We start from the raw sequence: 17,676 nt of genomic DNA on the forward strand, positions 1-17,676 counted from the left end.
CCAGGCAGGAAGTAAGAGGCTCTGCCAATGTACCAAGGTAGAACGTGACATCAAACAACTTTTACTTGCCTGCCACGAAAAGGTGGAACGCAACTTGCAAAGATTTCGCTGCGAGCCAGCAAGACGATCGCGTGATCGCAGTTACGTTGCCGGCGAATTCCCCCAGGAGTGAATCCCGATGAACTCGTTCTTCAAGACGCAAATACTCGTATCGCTTACGCTTTTAAGCGTGGGATTGCCATCCTTTTTGTATGGCCAACAACCGCCACCGCCCAGACCGACGCCGCCTCCTCAGCCGTCGGCCGAACGCAGCAGTGGTCAAAACTTTATCGCGCTGAGCCGCGGTCCGGTTCATGAAGCGTTCGCCCAGCCAAATCGCACGAGTCGCAGCGCTGCCATTGTGGTCGACCAACAACCGCCGGCACCGATCGACGAACTGCCACCACGGCAGGTGCCACAGATGGAAGAGATCCAATGGATTCCTGGCTATTGGGGTTGGGATCCGGCCGAATATGAATTCGTTTGGGTGAGCGGCGTCTGGCGTCGTCCACCGCAAGACATGGTTTGGCTTCCTGGCGATTGGGTTTCGCACGACGGTGGCTATGCTTGGATCAGCGGTGCGTGGGTGGAAGAAGGCAACTTGACGCTGATCACCAAAACGCCGCCCGAGCCTCGTCACGAAGAAGCCGGTCAGGCCCCTTCCGATCGACACTTCTGGGTGCCGGGAAGTTGGGTTTATCAATCGAACGACTATCGCTGGGAACCTGGCTTCTGGGCCGAAGGAGAACCGAACCAGGTTTGGATTCCGCAGCGCTACGTCTGGGTGCCGCGCGGTTACTTGCTGGTGAACGGCTACTGGGATTATCCGCTCGAACAACGCGGGATCTTGTTCAGCCCAGTCCGAATTGAAACGGCACAGCGTCAAGTTCGCTACACGCCAAGCGTAGTTGTCTCGGTCCGTACATTGCCGACGCACCTGTTCGTGTATAACGACTACGGCCATTATCACTTCGGCAACTACTACGACGTGCGTCCGAAACGCGGCCAGTTGACCGCTTGGGTCGGGCTACAGCGCAATTACTACGATCCGCTTTTCGTATTTTATTCGACGGTGCAGCGCGATCGCTTTGAATATTATCGAACACGTCACGATTACTTCATTCAAAACGCGAATGCTCGGCCCGCGGTGGTGTGGAACGATCGCCGACCGCGCAACAGCAACGCCGATGTGCAGCCTCTGTTGGCCGCTTCAGTCACCCAGTTGGTCAACGACGTCGACACGAGCGTGAAGATGCAGTTCCGCGAAGATGACTCACGTTGGCAACAGTTTTCTGACCGTCGGCAACGATATCAGCAGATCGAAAAGCAACGCCGCGAAGCGTTCAAAGATGGCAGCAATACGAATGCTTCGGCCGACGCTTCCGCGAATACGCCAGGCAACCGCTCGCTGAACTTCGGTCCACTGAGCGTGAATGTTGATCCGGAAAATCAGCCGCAAGCCAAGCAGTCCGATGCCCCGAAACCGGAAGGGCAAAAAGACCGTGGAACAGATCGCCCTGGCAACTCGCCCGATCGTCAACCACAAAAACCGGATCAACCCAACGTGACCGACCCTGCGTCTCCGCAGCCAGAGATGCCACGTCCTGAGACTCCCAAACCTGAGACTCCCAAACCTGAGACTCCCAAACCTGAGACTCCCAAACCTGAGACTCCCAAACCTGAGACTCCCAAACCTGAGACTCCCAAACCTGAGACTCCCAAACCTGAGACTCCCAAACCTGAGTCTCCCAAACCTGAGTCTCCCAAACCTGAGTCTCCCAAACCTGAGTCTCCCAAACCTGAGTCTCCCAAACCTGAGTCTCCCAAACCTGAGTCTCCCAAACCTGAGTCTCCCAAACCTGAGTCTCCCAAACCTGAGTCTCCCAAACCTGAGTCTCCCAAACCTGAGTCTCCAAAACCGGAAGCTCCAAAACCGGAAGCTCCAAAACCGGAAGCTCCAAAACCGGAAGCTCCCAAGCCTGATGCTCCGCGAGGGGCAGGGCAGGGGGACGCTGGGCCGCGAGATCCTCAGCGTGGGTCTAATGGCGAGCGAGGTAATCGGGGAGGTAGACCGGAACGTGGTAACCGTGGGAATTCTGGCCAAAGTTAGTCGACAAATCTCAGAGTAGGTTCATCAGAAAAGGTCTGTTTCGCGACAGGCCCTTTTCTTTGGATTGCGGCAAGCGAATTAATAGATGTTGCCACCCTTGATGGGCAAAGCATTTCGTAGGGCGCGGATGCCGGCGCTGGTATGTTTCGAGCCAAGTAAGCTGACGTTCGAGAGTCGAGGCATCGAATGCAAGTGCTGCAAACCCTCGTCGGTAAACCGCGTCGATTGGGCATGCAGGTACTGCAACTTGTCTAACTCGCTGACCGACTTGAGCGCTTCGTCGGTCAGCAGATTGCACGTAGAAATATTGAGGACGACCAAATTCTCCAAGCCAGTCAAATGCTGTATCCCCTCGTCAGTGACTTTGGCGCCGGAGATGTCCAAGGTCTCCAGCTGCTTCATCTGCCCGATGACTTCGAGCGATTCGTCGCTGATCTCGGCGCCGCGAAGGCTTAACGTGGTGAGTTTCTCGAGCGGGACGATTGTCTGAAAGCCTGCCGGGGTAATCTTTTTCGCTCCATGGACTTCCAATTGCTGAAGCTCTTTTAACGAAGTCACATGCTCTAGCAACTCATCGCCTCCGTAGTAGTCGACTTTCAAGAAGTTGAGCTTTTCGAGCCGCTGGAGCCAAGCATAGTTCATGCCGTCTAACTGATTGGTTTGAAGATAGACCGAAGTGGCGTTGCGGCAATATTTCAGGTCTTCGAGTTTCTCGGCCTTCAGACGCCCCGTCCAATCGACGTTCTGACCGTTGCTGCCGTTGACTAGGCGAATCCAGTCCCGCAACACGACGATGTTTTTCGGATATTGCCCGAATGTCAGCAGCAGCCCCTGCGTTGTCACATGGGTGTGCGATAGCCGTAGCGATTTCAGTCGCGAAGCGTGCGGCGCATTATGAATGCCGAGATTTCCGACCGGAACGTTGGTAAGTTCCAAGTTCGTCAATGTATTAGCGGCAATCATCGCTTGGAGTTCCGCGTCGGTCATCGGCGCGTTGGTTACCTCCAGCGATTCAAGGGTTGGATGCCCTGTCAGGCAGGTAGCCCACTCGGCATACTCCGGACGCGAAACATAGAGACGTTTAACATGTATCTGATCGCGAAGATGACGAAAGCTATGGAAATCGAGTCCTTCGGTAATCAGGTAGTCGACCGAAACCATCGGCATGGAAGCGAGGTGGCTAATGCCGACGTCACTCATTTTGAAGTCGTGCCGTAAGATCTCCAGGCGAGGATGATCGCGAAGGTAGATCAAGCCATCTTCATCCATTTTCGTTCGATGGACATCGAGCACTTCCAACTGCTTAAGCTTGCCGACATGCTCGAGCGCGGCGTTGGAAAGTGGATTGCTCCAGATGGCCAGCTTGCGAAGTCGCGGCACACTTTCCAGCACGGCCAGTTGTTCGTCCTTGATCCGGTTTCCTGGAATATATAGTTCTTCCAATGTCGGAATCTGCCGGACTAGTTCCAGTTGTTCCTCTTTGAGTCGCTTGTGATGCCAGTCGATGGCGACGATGTTCGAGAAATAGTAACTACCAAAAAGTTGATGCACCCACTGCGGCCCCCATGTGGCCCAGCGGACGTCTCCCTTAGCTTCGGCAATTTGCCCGGCAAGCTGGTGTTGTCCGTCAACCCAAGTCATATGCCAACGCCACATGCCGAAGCATCCGGCGGCAACCGTACAAAAGATCAGCAGGGTGCGTAGACCGAACTGGCGTAGAAAGCGAGGCATAGCGTGCGGCCCGCGAAGCAGGGGGGCGAAGGCAAAGCAACTTCGTCGAACCTAGCAGATCGTTTCGCGTGGTGCAAAACTTTTAGCGCAACGCCGTCCATTTGGTCGTGCCATGCTTACGTCTGGCTGGGCATGTGCTTCCGTTTTCCGTGACCGGAGTTTAGTCGCGTCGGAACTCTCGTTGCTGGTGCCACAGCTTGGCAAACCAATCGAGGTTTTCCAGTTCTTCTCGCAACGGTGTCTGGATGAACTCTGGAGCGCGGAAGATATACTCGACCGATTTCCATTTTCCTTCGTCACAAAGCGACTCGACATGAGCGATCGCCGCGGCGTGCGAGAAGTGGTCGCCCTGATCGCTGAGTTCACGGAAGTTGTTCGGCAGCCCTGTCCAGATAACCGCATCGAAGTCGGTTTGATCGGCCCACTTGGTAATCGTTGGTGGAATGTTCGCTTGCGATAGCCCGGGCGGATGAGAATGAGGCAGGTAGACGCCCACTTCCTTTTCGGTTGCCTTTTCCCGAATTTGCAGATCTTGTATCGCTTCGGCAGGGCTCTCTCGATGACTCACGCAGTAGGCGACGCGGCATTCGGCACCGAGCTCTTCTTCCAGCACAAGCGTTAACGCACGCTTTCGGCTGACTGAAATTCGAGTGAATTCCAGACGCAGCATCGGCCCGTCGAAATACCACGGGCCATGGTGTTGATCGTAATCAGGTCGGTCGTCCCACAGCAGGGAGCCCCAACCGATGATGGCGGTTTTCATTGCTTTCCTGTCCGTCAGTCGTTACTTAGCACACTTCTAGTGTAACGCTGACGGACGAATTGCTCTAATGGGCGACGTTAAAGGGTGTCGGCCATTTGCTGGGCGATGGCTTTTCGCTGGGCAGGGTCTTTTTCGTCGACAAGCTTTTGGAATTCGGCCAACAGCTTGTCGGTTTGCTCAGGCTTGGCCTCACGCATTCCTTCGATTTCCTGATGCAATTGCTTTTTGACCCCTTTGACGTCGCCGGTCGAGACAATTTGCAACAACGTTTCTTTTGCCTCTGGGGCAGGGGGAACGACACGAACAGGCGCTTCGCCAGACGTTCCGCACCCTGCAAGCAGCGCAGCAACGACCAAGGGAGAGTATTTACGGATCTTCAACATGGAGTTCTTCCAAAACGTAGAGAGAGATAAACCAACTGACGAGAGTGGGAAATGTCGTCGCTTACGGTAGCTGAACGACTTCGCCACCGTTGCGGCTGCCCATTGCGTGGTAGGTTTGCGAGTCGACGGTTTCCGTAATGAATCGGACCGAACCATCGGCAAGCGTAAAGTTCACACCGCCGGGGTGACGACTGCGGGCAACGTAAATCCCTTTCGAGCTTCCATGATTGCCGGTGCTGGTTGAAGTCATGCAGCTGGGATATTTCCAGTTGGGTGGAGCCAGCGTGTTGAAGATGGCGTATTCCAATGTACCGCGTGTCCAACGCAGCGCGGCGAAACTGCTGTGATTCGACTTGTTGTTGTCACACGCAACCCCGGCCGTATCGAGCGTGGCTTGGGTGATCGGTCCTTGTGAAGTTGATTCGTTGGCCGACCAGGACAGCCCGCGAACAACGTCGGAGTTGATGCGATAAAGCGTGTCGTCCCCGTCGCCGGTAAGGTGCTCGCCAACAAGGATCGTATTGGTCGTTCCATCGGTAATGTCGGCGAATTTAACTTCGTTGCGAAAACTGAACGCACCATTCTGACGCGACTCGGCGACGTCCCAGGCCAGATTCGACCCAGCGCTGAGAGGATAATTGCAATTCCCTTCGCGATTGGAATCGGGAAAGACCGAATCGGAAGGGCAAACGAAGCCGGAGATGCGGTTGTTCTGCACCACTGACTCAGAACTGGTCACGTTTCGATAGAAGTTCAACGTTGCCGTTTTGATCTGTTCGTAAACGGCCGACTGTTCGATGTAAGGAAGCAGTTTCACGTGCGGACCACAGGCATAGCTCGACGATGCGTCGGAAGCCAACGCTGCCTGGTTATAGCGAGGGAACGTGAGATAAGTGTCGTGATAGTTGTGCAGCGCAAGACCCAACTGCTTCTGGTTGTTCGTGCACGACATTCGCCGAGCCGCTTCTCGGGCCATCTGTACCGCCGGAAGCAACAATGCAATTAAGACACCAATGATGGCAATCACCACCAACAATTCAACGAGCGTAAAACCGCGCAGGGACGTACTACGACGCATGGCATACTCCATCGGGAAGTGGAAATAAGGTGGGTAATGAGGAAGGCACAAGGAGAGGGGCAAGCGAAAACAAACAAACTTCATGCCAATCGCACGAGCCGAGGGGAGACAAGACCAGGCGATTTCGTGTGGCTGAGATGCCCAACGAAGCAAGGTTGTTTTGGACGCCACTACCCGTTTTTAAGCTAGGTAGATCGTGACATCATAGCGAACCACACCTCCGGAGCAAGCTTTTTATTTTTCTTTTACCGGTAACTTGGAAATTCAGAATCGCGAGAAGGTTCGCAGAGAAGTTGAGAGATTGCCTTGATCGGAGGCAGTGCCGAGTCGACTCTTGTGGCATGCCGATGGGGCGCGACGTACGGATGGCCAAGATCGCCGCACTTCGAAGATAAAAAAAGGCAGGCCACCGTTTCCGATGGCCTACCTTCGTAGTCCTTTACAAGACACAATCCTTGGCTCGTTCGCTCCTGGCTGGAACTCTTTTCCTTCGACTTCGAGAGGGCAAGAGCCAAGCAGAAGTGCTCACCGCGGTTGGCTAACGTTGGCAACCGCAGTCAGCTTGAATCATGTTAGTCCCAGTTGAGACCGCTGGAGCTTTGGTATTCGGTCACTCGCGTTTCGAAGAAGTTCTTTTCCTTCGCGAGGTCCATCGTTTCGCTCATCCATGGGAATGGATTGTTGGCCTGGTTGAACTGCTTGGGCAGGCCGATGCGTTCCAAGCGGCGATCCGCGATGTGATGGACGTAGTCGCGGAACAGATCGCGGTTGAGTCCGAGAATACCGTTCGGGAGGCAGTCGGAAGCGTAAGCGATTTCAAGTTCAACCGCTTCGTGGATCAAGTCGATGATCGACTGCTGGAACTCTTCGGTCCAGACGTCAGGGTTTTCTTCCTTGATGCCGTTGATCAGGTCGATGCCGAAGTTCAAGTGAACCGTTTCATCACGCAGGATGTACTGGAACTGCTCGCCGATCCCCGTCATCAGGTTACGACGATGGAACGAAAGCACCATCACGAAACCAGTGTAGAAGAAGATCCCTTCCATGATGATGTAGTAACCGATCAGGTTTTTCAGGAAGGTTTGAATGCCTTCGTACGAATCGGTCTTGAAGTCAGGGTCGAGCACTTCGCGGGTCAAGTTCATCTCGAACTCGTCCTTCTTAGTGATCGCAGGGACTTCATGGTACATGTTGAAGACTTCGCCTTCGTTCAAACCGAGGCTTTCCACCACGTACAGGAACGTGTGCGAGTGGATCGCTTCTTCAAACGCCTGACGCAGCAGGTATTGGCGTGCTTCGGCATTGGTCACATGCTTAAAGATCGCCAAGACCAGGTTGTTACCAACAAGGCTTTCGGCGGTCGAGAAGAAACCGAGATTACGCATGATGACTTTGCGTTCGTCTTCGGTCAGCTTGTCGCTACGCCAGGTTTCAATGTCCTTGGTCATCGGAACTTCGGTTGGCATCCAGTGATTGGCGCAACCGTTGACGTAATGTTCCCACGCCCAGTGATACTTCAATGGCATCAGCTGATTGACGTCGACTTGGTGAGCATTGATCAAACGCTTTTCGCTGGCGTTAACCCGCTGCGTTCCAGTCATTTCGGTATCGAAGCCGAGGCTTGGAGTGGACATCGTGTTTCTCCGAAGGGATTTGTACTAGAAAATTGCTTCTTGCGTTGGCGTCGGCCGTCTGGGTCGTTCGGCCGACGCAATTTCAACGGTGGTCTAACCGTGCCACATAGGGCAGAGACAACGCGTGCTTATTGGCACGATTCGCAGTCGCCGTCCAAGTTGCACTGTTTCGCTTCTGGCTGCTGTTCTGGAAGTTGATCCAGATCGTGACTTTCGGCAGCCTTTTCGCGATCGACCTTGATGTTGGCCGAAGCACTTTGGTTCTTCATCCAGCGTGGCTGAATACCGAACTTGTTGACGTCGACCGTCGACTTTTCGACCTGGGTCGCACTGAGCGTTCGCAGGTAGTAAGTCGTCTTGAGGCCCTTGTTCCAAGCCAGGAAGTACATCTCGTGCAGCTTCTTGCCGCTTGGTTCCGACATGTACAAGTTGAGCGACTGCCCCATGTCCAGCCACTTCTGGCGGCGAGCGGCACATTCGATGAGCCACTGCGGAGCGACTTCGAAGGCGGTCAGATACTTGCGTTTGATGTCGTCCGGAATGCGATCGATTTCGAGCAAACCGCCGTCGTAGTACTTCAGCGATTCGATCATGTCGGAATCCCACAAGCCGAGTTCCTTCAGATCTTGCACCATGCGGCGGTTGATCTGTGGGAATTCGCCAGACAAGTTGCTCTTCACGAACAGGTTCTTGTAGGTCGGTTCGATCGACTGGGCGACACCGATGATGGTGGAAATCGTGGCGGTCGGAGCGATGGCCATGACGTTGCTGTTACGCATACCGTTCTTGGCGATCGCGTCGCGAACGACTTGCCAATCGAGCTTCGAGCTGCGATCGACGTCGATTTCAACGCCACGTTCCTGCTCGAGCATTTCCAGCGAATCGATCGGCAAAATTCCGCGATCCCACTTCGAGCCCTGGTAGGTCTCGTAGGTCCCACGTTCTTCGGCCAGGTTGCTGGATGCCAACAACGCATAGTACGAAATGGCTTCCATACTTTCGTCGGCGAACTCGACCGCTTCTTCGCTGGCGTAACCGACACCCAGAGCGTAAAGGGCATCTTGGAAGCCCATCAGGCCCATCCCCACAGGACGATGCTTGCGGTTGGAGTTGCCGGCTTCGTCGGTTGGGTAGTAGTTGATGTCGATCACGTTATCGAGCATGCGAACGGCAGTCGTTACCGTTTCACGCAGCTTCTCGTGGTCGAGCTTGCCATCCTTCACGTGGGCAACCATGTTGATGCTGCCCAGGTTACAAACAGCCGTTTCCTGCTTCGAGGTGTTCAGCAAGATCTCTGTACAGAGGTTGCTGCTGTGCACCACGCCGACGTGATCTTGAGGCGAACGAACGTTCGATGGATCTTTCCAGGTGATCCAAGGGTGGCCGGTCTCGAACAAGCGAGTCAGCATCTTACGCCACAGTTCCAACGCATTGATGCGGCGGGACATGCGGATTTTGCCTTCGTCGGCGAGCTTTTCGTAGTGCTCGTAACGTTCCTGAAATGCTTTGCCGTACAGATCGTGCAGATCAGGCACTTCGTCTGGGCTGAACAGCGTCCACTGACCGTTTTCACGAACTCGTTTCATGAACAAGTCGGGAATCCAGTTGGCGGTGTGCATATCGTGCGTACGACGACGATCGTCACCGGTGTTCTTACGCAGATCGAGGAATTCCTCGATGTCCAAGTGCCACGATTCGAGGTACGAACAGACAGCACCTTTTCGCTTGCCACCTTGGTTGACGGCAATCGCGGTATCGTTGACCACTTTGAGGAACGGGATGACGCCTTGGCTTTGGCCGTTGGTTCCCTTGATGTGGGCGTTGGTGGCACGAATGTTCGACCAGTCGTTGCCCAAACCGCCGGCCCACTTGCTGAGCATGGCGTTGTCGCCGACGACCTTGAAGATGTGCTCCAAGTCGTCCATGACGGTGCTCAAGTAGCACGAGCTGAGCTGTGGATGCAGCGTGCCGGCATTGAACAGCGTTGGCGTGGCCGAGGTGAAACGGAAGCTCGACAAGATGTTGTAGAACTCGATTGCCCGAGCTTCTTTGTCGTCTTCATTCCAAGCCAGTCCCATCGCGACACGCATCCAGAAGTACTGAGGCGTTTCGATGCGACGGCCTTCGACGTGCAGCAAGTAACGGTCGTAAATCGTCTGCAGACCGAGGTAAGGGAATGCCGCGTCACGTTCTGGACGAAGTGCGGCAGCGATCTTCGTCAGATCGTACTCACGCAGCTTTTCCGAGAGACGCTTCGATTCGATACCAACGTTAATGTAGTCCTCGAACTGACGCTGGCAAACTTCGGCCAAGTCTTCGTTCGGATGAATGTGACCCAACGCTTCGTTGTAGATCACCATCAACATCAAGCGAGCCGCGACGGTGTCGTAGTCGGGGTCACGTTCGATGCGGCTACGCGAAGCCAGGATCATGGCTCGGTAGATCTCTTGCGGCGTGATGCCGTCGTACAGCGTACGGTAGGTTTCTTCGACTAGTTCTTCGGCCGAGCAGTTTTGCTCTAAGCCACGAACGGCCGAGTAGATACGACGACGCATGCGAGTCGCGTCGAATGGCTGCTTCTCGCCATTTTCCTGCTTGACGTGGATGCGTGGGGCTTGCAACGAGCCATCCGCTTCGGCGGCACGCAGAGCACGCAACTTGGCATGCTGTTCACGATAAAGGATGTAGCGGCGAGCCACGGAGAAGTGACCGTGACGCATCAGCTGAATTTCTACGGCGTCCTGGATCGTTTCGACGTCCACGCCATCGCGGCTGAAAGGACGGTTTTCGATCTGATTGACCACGTTGGTGGTGATCTCAGAAATCTGCTGACGCAGAGCCGGCTCGATCGGTTGTTCGTCGGCAATTCCGATTTCCGCTCGGAAAGCCTTCTCGATCGCATGTTCAACGCGGGTCGACTCGAAAGAGGTGATGCGGCCGTCGCGTTTGCGAACGTCCAAAGATACCTGGGTCGTCACTGTCGTCATGACATCGTCTCCTACAGGTTGCTGATTGTCTGCCGGTTTCATGCCGGCCGAGCTCTTTTTCGATTCCATTGCCGTCGCCTTAATTCAGCTTGGGAACAAACCTTGTATGAACCACACACCTGTGGGTGACAACGCTTCGAAATTCAGCAGCATCAAGCGCAAGCAAGCCACGCGGGGATCGCTTGGTCGTCCATGACAAAGTTCAGACGAGAACTTGAGACTCCTAATCTTCCACGCCCCTGACATCAGGGGGATTGCCACCCGCTCAGCCTGGCCGCATAACGCCGCGCTACCTCGTGGGCACCACTACAAGATATTGTATCGCTGGAAAACCGAGGCACAATATCCTGGGTCGCTAAAAATGATTTATCGCCAGATGTTGGGGGCGAATTGAATCATTCCGAACGACGGGAGCCCAATATATCGTGGCAGCAGAACGCGTCAACCACATTATCTTCACATGCTGTAAGCCGTTGCTAGCCAACGAGTAAGGCCAACATCCGACATATCTATCCACACACCAGTCGCTAGCACGAAAGTGCTATCGCCGGTTTTCAGGGGCCAAAGTTAGGGACGACTTTCTCACCACAAGTTCTTGAAAGTACGACACTTAGCGTCACACGCACTCTGCCAGCACCAGATCTAGTGGCCACGCCGTCATTCACAGCGGACGACTTCCAAAAATTTTTGGACTTTATCGATCTCTTACTCAGCCTTCATCCTGCCTGCACAAGATATGGGGCTTGGTGACACCTTTGGTCACGCCCATTTCGCGCTACTAACAATTCCTCGTCACCGTTATGATGGCACGTAGTACCTTCCCTACAGCTCCTTCCTTCATCCCGCCTTTCCTTATCGATGCCATTCCTATCTATTCATGCGCGCTGGCCGATGACAGCAGCTTCCATGGTTTTATGGGCAAGCTTCGTCACATGCACGCTTGCCGCTGATCCGGAAGCTCCGGACCATTTTGAAAAGACGATTCGCCCGGTATTGGACCAATACTGCGCGGCGTGCCACGATCCGGAAGATCCTGACAACCACATTCCCTTTCTCCAAGCGAACACCGCCGCTCAGCTCCAACATCTGCGTGGCATCTGGGGAAGCGTGGCCGCCCAATTGCGCAATCGGACGATGCCGCCGCCCGACGAAGATCAACCGAGCGAAAAGCAGCGGTTGGAAGTCGCACAGTGGATTGACGATCATCTTCGCGCCACCGCGTGCGAGCTTGGTCCGTACGCCGGCAACGTGACAACTCGACGATTGAATCGTCTGGAGTATGAAAACACGATTCGCGATCTCGTTGGTCCGCAGCTTGGCTACCACGAAACGTTTCCGACCGATGGCGGTGGCGGCGAAGGCTTCAACAACAATGGCGAAACGCTGTTCCTGCCGCCGATGCTGATGGAACGCTATGTCGAAGCGGCCCAAGAGATCCTCGACGCGGCAATCATCACCCCGCCGCTCCGGCAACAATTCAGCGAAAACGATTTATTGCCGGCCGATGGTCCCATGGCCAAGGGGGCCCGAGTTCTTGCCTCGCCGGGAGAGCTTTTCGCTGGCACGGTCATCTACGTCGCTGGCGACTACGAGCTAACGGTGGACGTACGGAATTCGTTGAAAAAGGATGGGAAGTTAGTTCTCAAACTCGATGGACTTCCTGCGGATCGCTTTACGTTGAATTCTAAATACGAAGAACAATCGTTTAGCACCACGGTTCGTTTAAGTCGTGGATTCCATGCGATTGGCCTGCGAAACCTGAAGGATCAATCAGACGTTGGGCTCTTACGTCTCAAGATCAAAGAACTCGGCATCAAGCGGCCTCACGAAGCCGAAGTATTTCATGCACGCATCTTTCAAGCGAAGGATGGCAAGTACGAGAAGTCACGTGACGCTGCGAAACGACTGATTCATGACTTCGCACAAAGAGCCTTTCGACGCCCCATCGATGATGCGGATATCGAACTATTTCTGGCACTGTACGACCGTGCTGAGCAGCGTAACGATCCGTACGAAGAGTGCGTCAAGCTGGCGTTAAAAGGAATCTTAGTATCGCCTCACTTCCTCTTCCGCATTGAAGACACTCCGCAATCGACAGACTTGGAACCAATCGACGATTTTGAACTCGCCTCGCGACTCTCTTACTTCCTTTGGTCAAGCATGCCGGACGAGCGTTTGTTCAACCTTGCGAAGCAACGCAAACTTCGGGAGACGCCAGTGCTTCAAGCCGAAGTGCGGCGCATGCTGCAAGACGACAAAGCAGAGATCTTCTTCGAGACATTCACCGGGCAGTGGCTCGGCACCAAGGAAGTCGGTGGAAGCGTCTCCCCCATCAACGGCGAGTACCGCGATATTTACTCGAGCGAATTGGCGGCCGATTTTCGTGCCGAAGCGATCCAACTGACGACGTACATCGTTCGCGAAAACCGCTCCATCCTGGAGTTCCTTGATGCCGACTATAGCTTTCTGAACGACCGTTTGGCCAAGCATTATGGCTTGCCACAAGTGAAGGGCCGGTCGCTTCGCAAAGTCGATGTCACCAACGGGCAGCGAGGCGGACTGCTGGGCCTGGGCGGAGTTCACATGGTGACCTCTTATCCACAGCGATCCAGCCCGGTGCTTCGCGGGGCCTGGGTTTTGGAAACGTTGCTCGGGACGCCTGTTCCTAGTCCACCGGATGATATCCCCGCACTCCCCAAGAAAGTCAGTTCGAAGAGTGCCAAGACGTTTCGTGAACAGTTGGAAAAACACCGCGATAACAAATCGTGCGCGGCGTGCCACGATTTGATCGATCCGATTGGTTTCGGCTTGGACAACTACGACTTGCTGGGCCGCTGGCGAGACAAAACAGAAAATGGAAAAGCGGTCGATGCGACAGGCGTGCTTCCTTCCGGAGAGAAGTTTCGAGGTCCCGCCGAGCTAAAGAAGATTCTGCTGGAAAGAAAGCAGGAATTTGCTCGTCATTTAAGCCGAAAAGTCTTAGGTTATGCCTTAGGACGCAGCCTGGAAGATCCTGACAGTTGCACCATCGAGTCGCTCGTTACTTCGCTGGAAGATAACGGCTATCAAATGCAAACGCTGATCGAACAGATCGTCCTCAGCACGCCATTCCGCAATCGTCAACAGACCTCCTCCGCATCGACACCCACCCACTAACGCACTGACCTGCCGGCGACTAATAAGGAGAACACGCATGCCTCAACCGATCTCTAGACGGACGCTTCTCAAAGGCACCGGAGCAGCGCTCGCTTTGCCGTGGCTGGAATCGATGAGCCACCGTAGCTGGGGCTCGGAAACGCTTAACGAGCCACCGAAACGTGCGGCGTTTTTATTTGTGCCCAATGGAGTGCGTTCCGACCAATGGAACCCTGCGAAAAGCGAAGATGGCAACTTCGAACTAACTCCGATGCTCCAGCCGCTCAAGGATGTCAAAGAAGAGATTACGCTGCTGGAAAACCTCTGGCACAAGCAAACGGTCGGCCGCAATGGGCACTGGCCCAAAGTGCCCGCATGGCTTTCCGGCGGTTTCGTTGAACGAACATCTGGTCGTGACATCAACACCGGCGGCATTTCGGTCGATCAGGTCCTGGCCAGCAAGATCGGCGACCGAACCCCACTTCCATCATTAGAACTGGGTGTCGATGCGGCGTATACCGGCGTCGATAACGTCGGCGGGGGATTCACGCGAATATATGGTTCGCACATTGCCTGGCGAGATCCACACACACCAGTCCCTAAGGAAATCGTTCCTCGCCTGGCGTTCGATCGCTTGTTCCGCACAACCACGGCCGGCCCGGTTGTTTCTGGGTTCAATCCCAATCAAAAAGCGGTCGCCGATTCGCTCGCTCGAGACGATGCCAGCGTACTCGACTTGGTGCTGGAAGATGCGAAGTCGCTACGTGGAAAAGTAGGTGAAGGAGATCGCGCGAAGCTCGACGAGTACCTCGAGTCGGTTCGTAGTGTCGAGAAACGAATCGAGACAGCTTTGAAGCCGCAGAAGCGATGGATCAATGATGGGCGTTTCGATCTGCCGCGGCCAGGTCCGGGGATACCTGACAGTCACGAAGAGCACGTGCGTCTGATGCTCGATATTATGGTGCTCGCTTTTTGGACCGACACCACGCGTATCTCGACGTTCATGCTCGGCAACGCACAAACTGGTCGTAACTTTAGTTTCATCGACGGCGTGCGGGGATCGTTCCACGGACTGTCGCATCACCGCAATCAAGAGAAGGAACGAGAGCAGTACGAAAAGATCGTATTGTGGCATCTTTCGCAGTATGCCTACTTGATCGACAAGATGCGAAAACTTGACGAAGGGGGCCGATCGCTGCTGGATAACAGCCTAGTGATGTACGGTTCGAGCATCAAAGATGGAAACACCCACCAGGAAGAGGATTTGCCGCTACTGATCGCGGGGCAGGGGGGTGGTACTTTCCGCACCAACCGCCGAATCACGGCCCCGAAGAAGACGCCGTTGTGTAATATGTATGTTTCTCTGTTACGTCACATGGGTGTCGAAGCAGAACGATTCGGCGACAGCACCGGCCACCTGGAAGGATGGAGCTAGTGAAACGATTCTTCTTACTGGTAGGGCGAAGCATGGCACTTCGCTGTCCTGCTTGCGGCGAATGCGGCGTGCAGCGGGGGTGGTTTACGATGAAGCCAAAGTGCGAAAACTGCGGGATCGTTTACGAACGCGAGCCTGGCTTCTTTCTCGGATCGATCTACTTCAACTACGGTCTGACGTCGCTGATGGTTGCGATTGTCATTCCGATCTTGCTTTTTCAACAGATCGCCAGCGGCCCCATCTTGATTGGATCTGGAGTCGCGTTCGCGCTGTTGTTTCCGCTGTTGTTCTTTCCCTGGGCACGGAGCCTTTGGTTGGGATTTGACGAATATTGCGACCCCCGCGATGGCGGATCTCAAGGACCATCGCAACGTAGGGCTAGCACGTAAGCTCCGCGAAAACGGCTCAGGCTGAGTTTGCCACCTTCTAGGGGATGAACAAACTTGGCCTGCAAAATGGCCGATGACAGACATGGGATGCTATCACGTTGATAGTTCTTTTGCCTGATAGTTCGGCCGTTTTTGTCGAGTACGTCGACTATGCCACGCTCCATTCTTTTTGCTGCCGTGCCGCTGACGCTGTTGCTGATTGTTCCTGCAATTTGCTACGCGCAGTTTCCGATGGAAAGCGTCGCCGAAAACGCGTTCGAGTCGTTCGAAGAAGACGAAATCGAAACCGATCGTGATTCGTTCACCCCTTCCACCAGCGTTGTCGGGCATGGCCGATTTGTATTCGAGGCAGCTCACTCTTTCATCGATAATCGCGGCGTACCGGAAACGCATAGCTTTCCCGAGATCATTACGCGATATGGCATCTCGGAAAATATTGAACTGCGTGTCGGTTGGAACTATGAAGTGGGTGGGGCCGGAAGTCCCATCTCAGGAAACGTTCCCGACTCGTTTGAAGAAGAATCAGAAATCGAACGAGAGAGCCGAATACTGTATGGAGCCAAGTTCTTTTTGACCGAACAGTGCGACTGGATCCCAGAAAGCTCGCTGATCGTGCAAGGCTTCACGCCCACAAGCGGCGAAGCCAATGACACGAGCTTGTCGGCTACCTATGTTAGCGGTTGGGAATTCGACAATGGTTGGATCTGGGATTCCGCACTGCGGTATAGTACCAGCAGTGAAGAAGAAGACCACTTCAACGTTTGGGCACCATCAACCGTTCTGAAGGTCCCCTTTTGCGAACGCTGGAAAGGACACGTCGAGTACTTTGGTGTCTTTACCGATGGTCGCGAGGAAGCGAGCACGCAGCACTTCTTCAGCCCCGGCGTGCATTATCTGATTTGCCCCGACTTGGAAGTGGGCGTTCGTGTTGGCTGGGGTTTGAACGATCAGTCGCCCAATTTCTTCAGCAACGTCGGTTTGGGCGTACGGTTCTAATCCGCTTTGTTGCTTGCTTGAGATGAGGCTGACGCTCTGGAAGATCCCTTTATGCCCTGATGAGCGCTATGTATTTTCAACTCTTTGTGATGCTTGAAAAACTCGGCAATGCAGTCCGCGGTTGGCTCGGCATTCTCAATAAAGCAATCGTGCCCGCCCGGTATTAAAACGTCGCCTCGGAGTTGTTTGCGAAACCACCACCGCGTCCACCAGAACTCCCAAGGCTTGAAGATATAGTCCGTCTTGCTGCGGATCAATAAAAGATGCGGCAGTGTTCTGCGAGCGATGCAGCCCGTCAGGATCCACCGAAACGTCACTTGCAGGTACGACACGAACGAGGACTGCTTCAACTGAGAGTGGGCTTGGTTAACGATGTCGTCATCGGTGTCGTCATCAAAAAAGACTTTGCGAGTCTGTTCCGGGGGAGACGCCATCGACTTCAAGTCGGCATTTAAAATGGCCTTTGCCAAACTGATTGGCCGGGTAAAAAGAAACCGAACGAAGATCGGCAATGCTCCGAGGATCTTCGGAATTGGCGCGATCAGTACGGTGGGTTCTCGCAGCTCCGGAAACTCTCGCTGCATGACTTCGCCAATGTTGGCTCCCATCGAATGAAAGACGTAGATACCGATGGAATACGTTGGATTGTCTCGTTGAAACTGCTCAATCGCGGCCTTCAATCCCAGGACATATTCTCCGATCGTAATCCAATTTTTGTCCTGGGAATTTTCCGATTGCTGATCGACCATGACGACTGAAATATGGCGGTCGTTAAATGCAGCGATCAACTTTTGGAAATGCTCGCAGGAGTGCAAAATGCCGTGATGAATCACCACGACATGTCGGCTTTCTTCTCCGTTGGCAGGATGAAAAGAGTAGGTAACGCTCAACCGTGTTTTCGCATCGACATCGACACACATGGAGCTGCCCCGTTGTGAAAATATCCAGGAAGTGCGTTCTGAATACCACCTCAGGCTACCCCCCTAAACCGGGCAT

Annotated in this window: 12 protein-coding genes; 5 read left to right on the forward strand and 7 right to left on the reverse strand. The window is 54.3% G+C overall.

Going from position 1 to position 17,676, the window contains the following annotated elements:
* Window positions 1–178: 178 nt before the first annotated feature.
* On the forward strand, window positions 179–2,149 hold the full coding sequence (locus LA756_RS06135) for a hypothetical protein (RefSeq protein WP_224438995.1): 1,971 nt from the start codon (window positions 179–181) through the stop codon (window positions 2,147–2,149).
* A gap of 78 nt (window positions 2,150–2,227) precedes the next feature.
* Here the strand turns inward: LA756_RS06135 and LA756_RS06140 are convergent, their stop codons facing one another.
* The 6 genes from LA756_RS06140 to LA756_RS06165 all read right to left on the reverse strand — a co-directional run bounded on the left by LA756_RS06140 (window position 2,228) and on the right by LA756_RS06165 (window position 10,794).
* On the reverse strand, window positions 2,228–3,880 hold the full coding sequence (locus tag LA756_RS06140) for a hypothetical protein (RefSeq protein WP_224438996.1): 1,653 nt from the start codon (window positions 3,878–3,880) through the stop codon (window positions 2,228–2,230).
* A gap of 160 nt (window positions 3,881–4,040) precedes the next feature.
* A complete protein-coding gene (locus tag LA756_RS06145; protein WP_224438997.1) occupies window positions 4,041–4,643 on the reverse strand; it encodes a hypothetical protein in 603 nt (200 codons plus the stop codon).
* 77 nt (window positions 4,644–4,720) lie between these two features.
* Window positions 4,721–5,026: a hypothetical protein gene (locus tag LA756_RS06150; RefSeq protein ID WP_224438998.1), complete on the reverse strand. Its 306-nt coding sequence runs from the start codon at window positions 5,024–5,026 to the stop codon at window positions 4,721–4,723.
* Between the two features lie 61 nt (window positions 5,027–5,087).
* Window positions 5,088–6,104 (reverse strand): DUF1559 domain-containing protein, encoded by a 1,017-nt coding sequence (locus tag LA756_RS06155; RefSeq protein ID WP_224438999.1) that lies wholly within the window; start codon window positions 6,102–6,104, stop codon window positions 5,088–5,090.
* Window positions 6,105–6,676: 572 nt separating this feature from the next.
* Window positions 6,677–7,738: a ribonucleotide-diphosphate reductase subunit beta gene (locus LA756_RS06160; protein ID WP_224439000.1), complete on the reverse strand. Its 1,062-nt coding sequence runs from the start codon at window positions 7,736–7,738 to the stop codon at window positions 6,677–6,679.
* A 128-nt stretch (window positions 7,739–7,866) separates the two neighbouring features.
* Complete coding sequence (locus LA756_RS06165) at window positions 7,867–10,794, reverse strand: ribonucleoside-diphosphate reductase subunit alpha (protein ID WP_224439001.1); 2,928 nt, start codon at window positions 10,792–10,794, stop codon at window positions 7,867–7,869.
* 822 nt (window positions 10,795–11,616) lie between these two features.
* Between LA756_RS06165 and LA756_RS06170 the strand changes: the two genes are divergently transcribed.
* From LA756_RS06170 to LA756_RS06185, 4 genes are all read left to right on the forward strand, one after another.
* Window positions 11,617–13,881, forward strand: a complete 2,265-nt coding sequence (locus LA756_RS06170; RefSeq protein ID WP_224439002.1) for a DUF1592 domain-containing protein — start codon at window positions 11,617–11,619, stop codon at window positions 13,879–13,881.
* 37 nt (window positions 13,882–13,918) lie between these two features.
* Window positions 13,919–15,295, forward strand: a complete 1,377-nt coding sequence (locus LA756_RS06175; protein ID WP_224439003.1) for a DUF1552 domain-containing protein — start codon at window positions 13,919–13,921, stop codon at window positions 15,293–15,295.
* Complete coding sequence (locus LA756_RS06180) at window positions 15,295–15,684, forward strand: DUF983 domain-containing protein (protein ID WP_224439004.1); 390 nt, start codon at window positions 15,295–15,297, stop codon at window positions 15,682–15,684. Before LA756_RS06175 ends, LA756_RS06180 begins: the two co-directional genes overlap by 1 nt.
* 150 nt (window positions 15,685–15,834) lie before the next feature.
* On the forward strand, window positions 15,835–16,680 hold the full coding sequence (locus tag LA756_RS06185) for a transporter (RefSeq protein ID WP_224439005.1): 846 nt from the start codon (window positions 15,835–15,837) through the stop codon (window positions 16,678–16,680).
* On the opposite strand, the gene LA756_RS06190 is transcribed toward LA756_RS06185, so the two are convergent.
* On the reverse strand, window positions 16,677–17,600 hold the full coding sequence (locus tag LA756_RS06190) for an alpha/beta fold hydrolase (protein WP_224439006.1): 924 nt from the start codon (window positions 17,598–17,600) through the stop codon (window positions 16,677–16,679). The two genes, LA756_RS06185 and LA756_RS06190, sit on opposite strands and share 4 nt — an antisense overlap.
* Between the last annotated feature and the right edge of the window lie 76 nt (window positions 17,601–17,676).

The sequence above is a fragment of the Bremerella sp. TYQ1 genome, assembly GCF_020150455.1.
GTDB classification, from domain to species: Bacteria; Planctomycetota; Planctomycetia; order Pirellulales; family Pirellulaceae; genus Bremerella; species Bremerella volcania_A.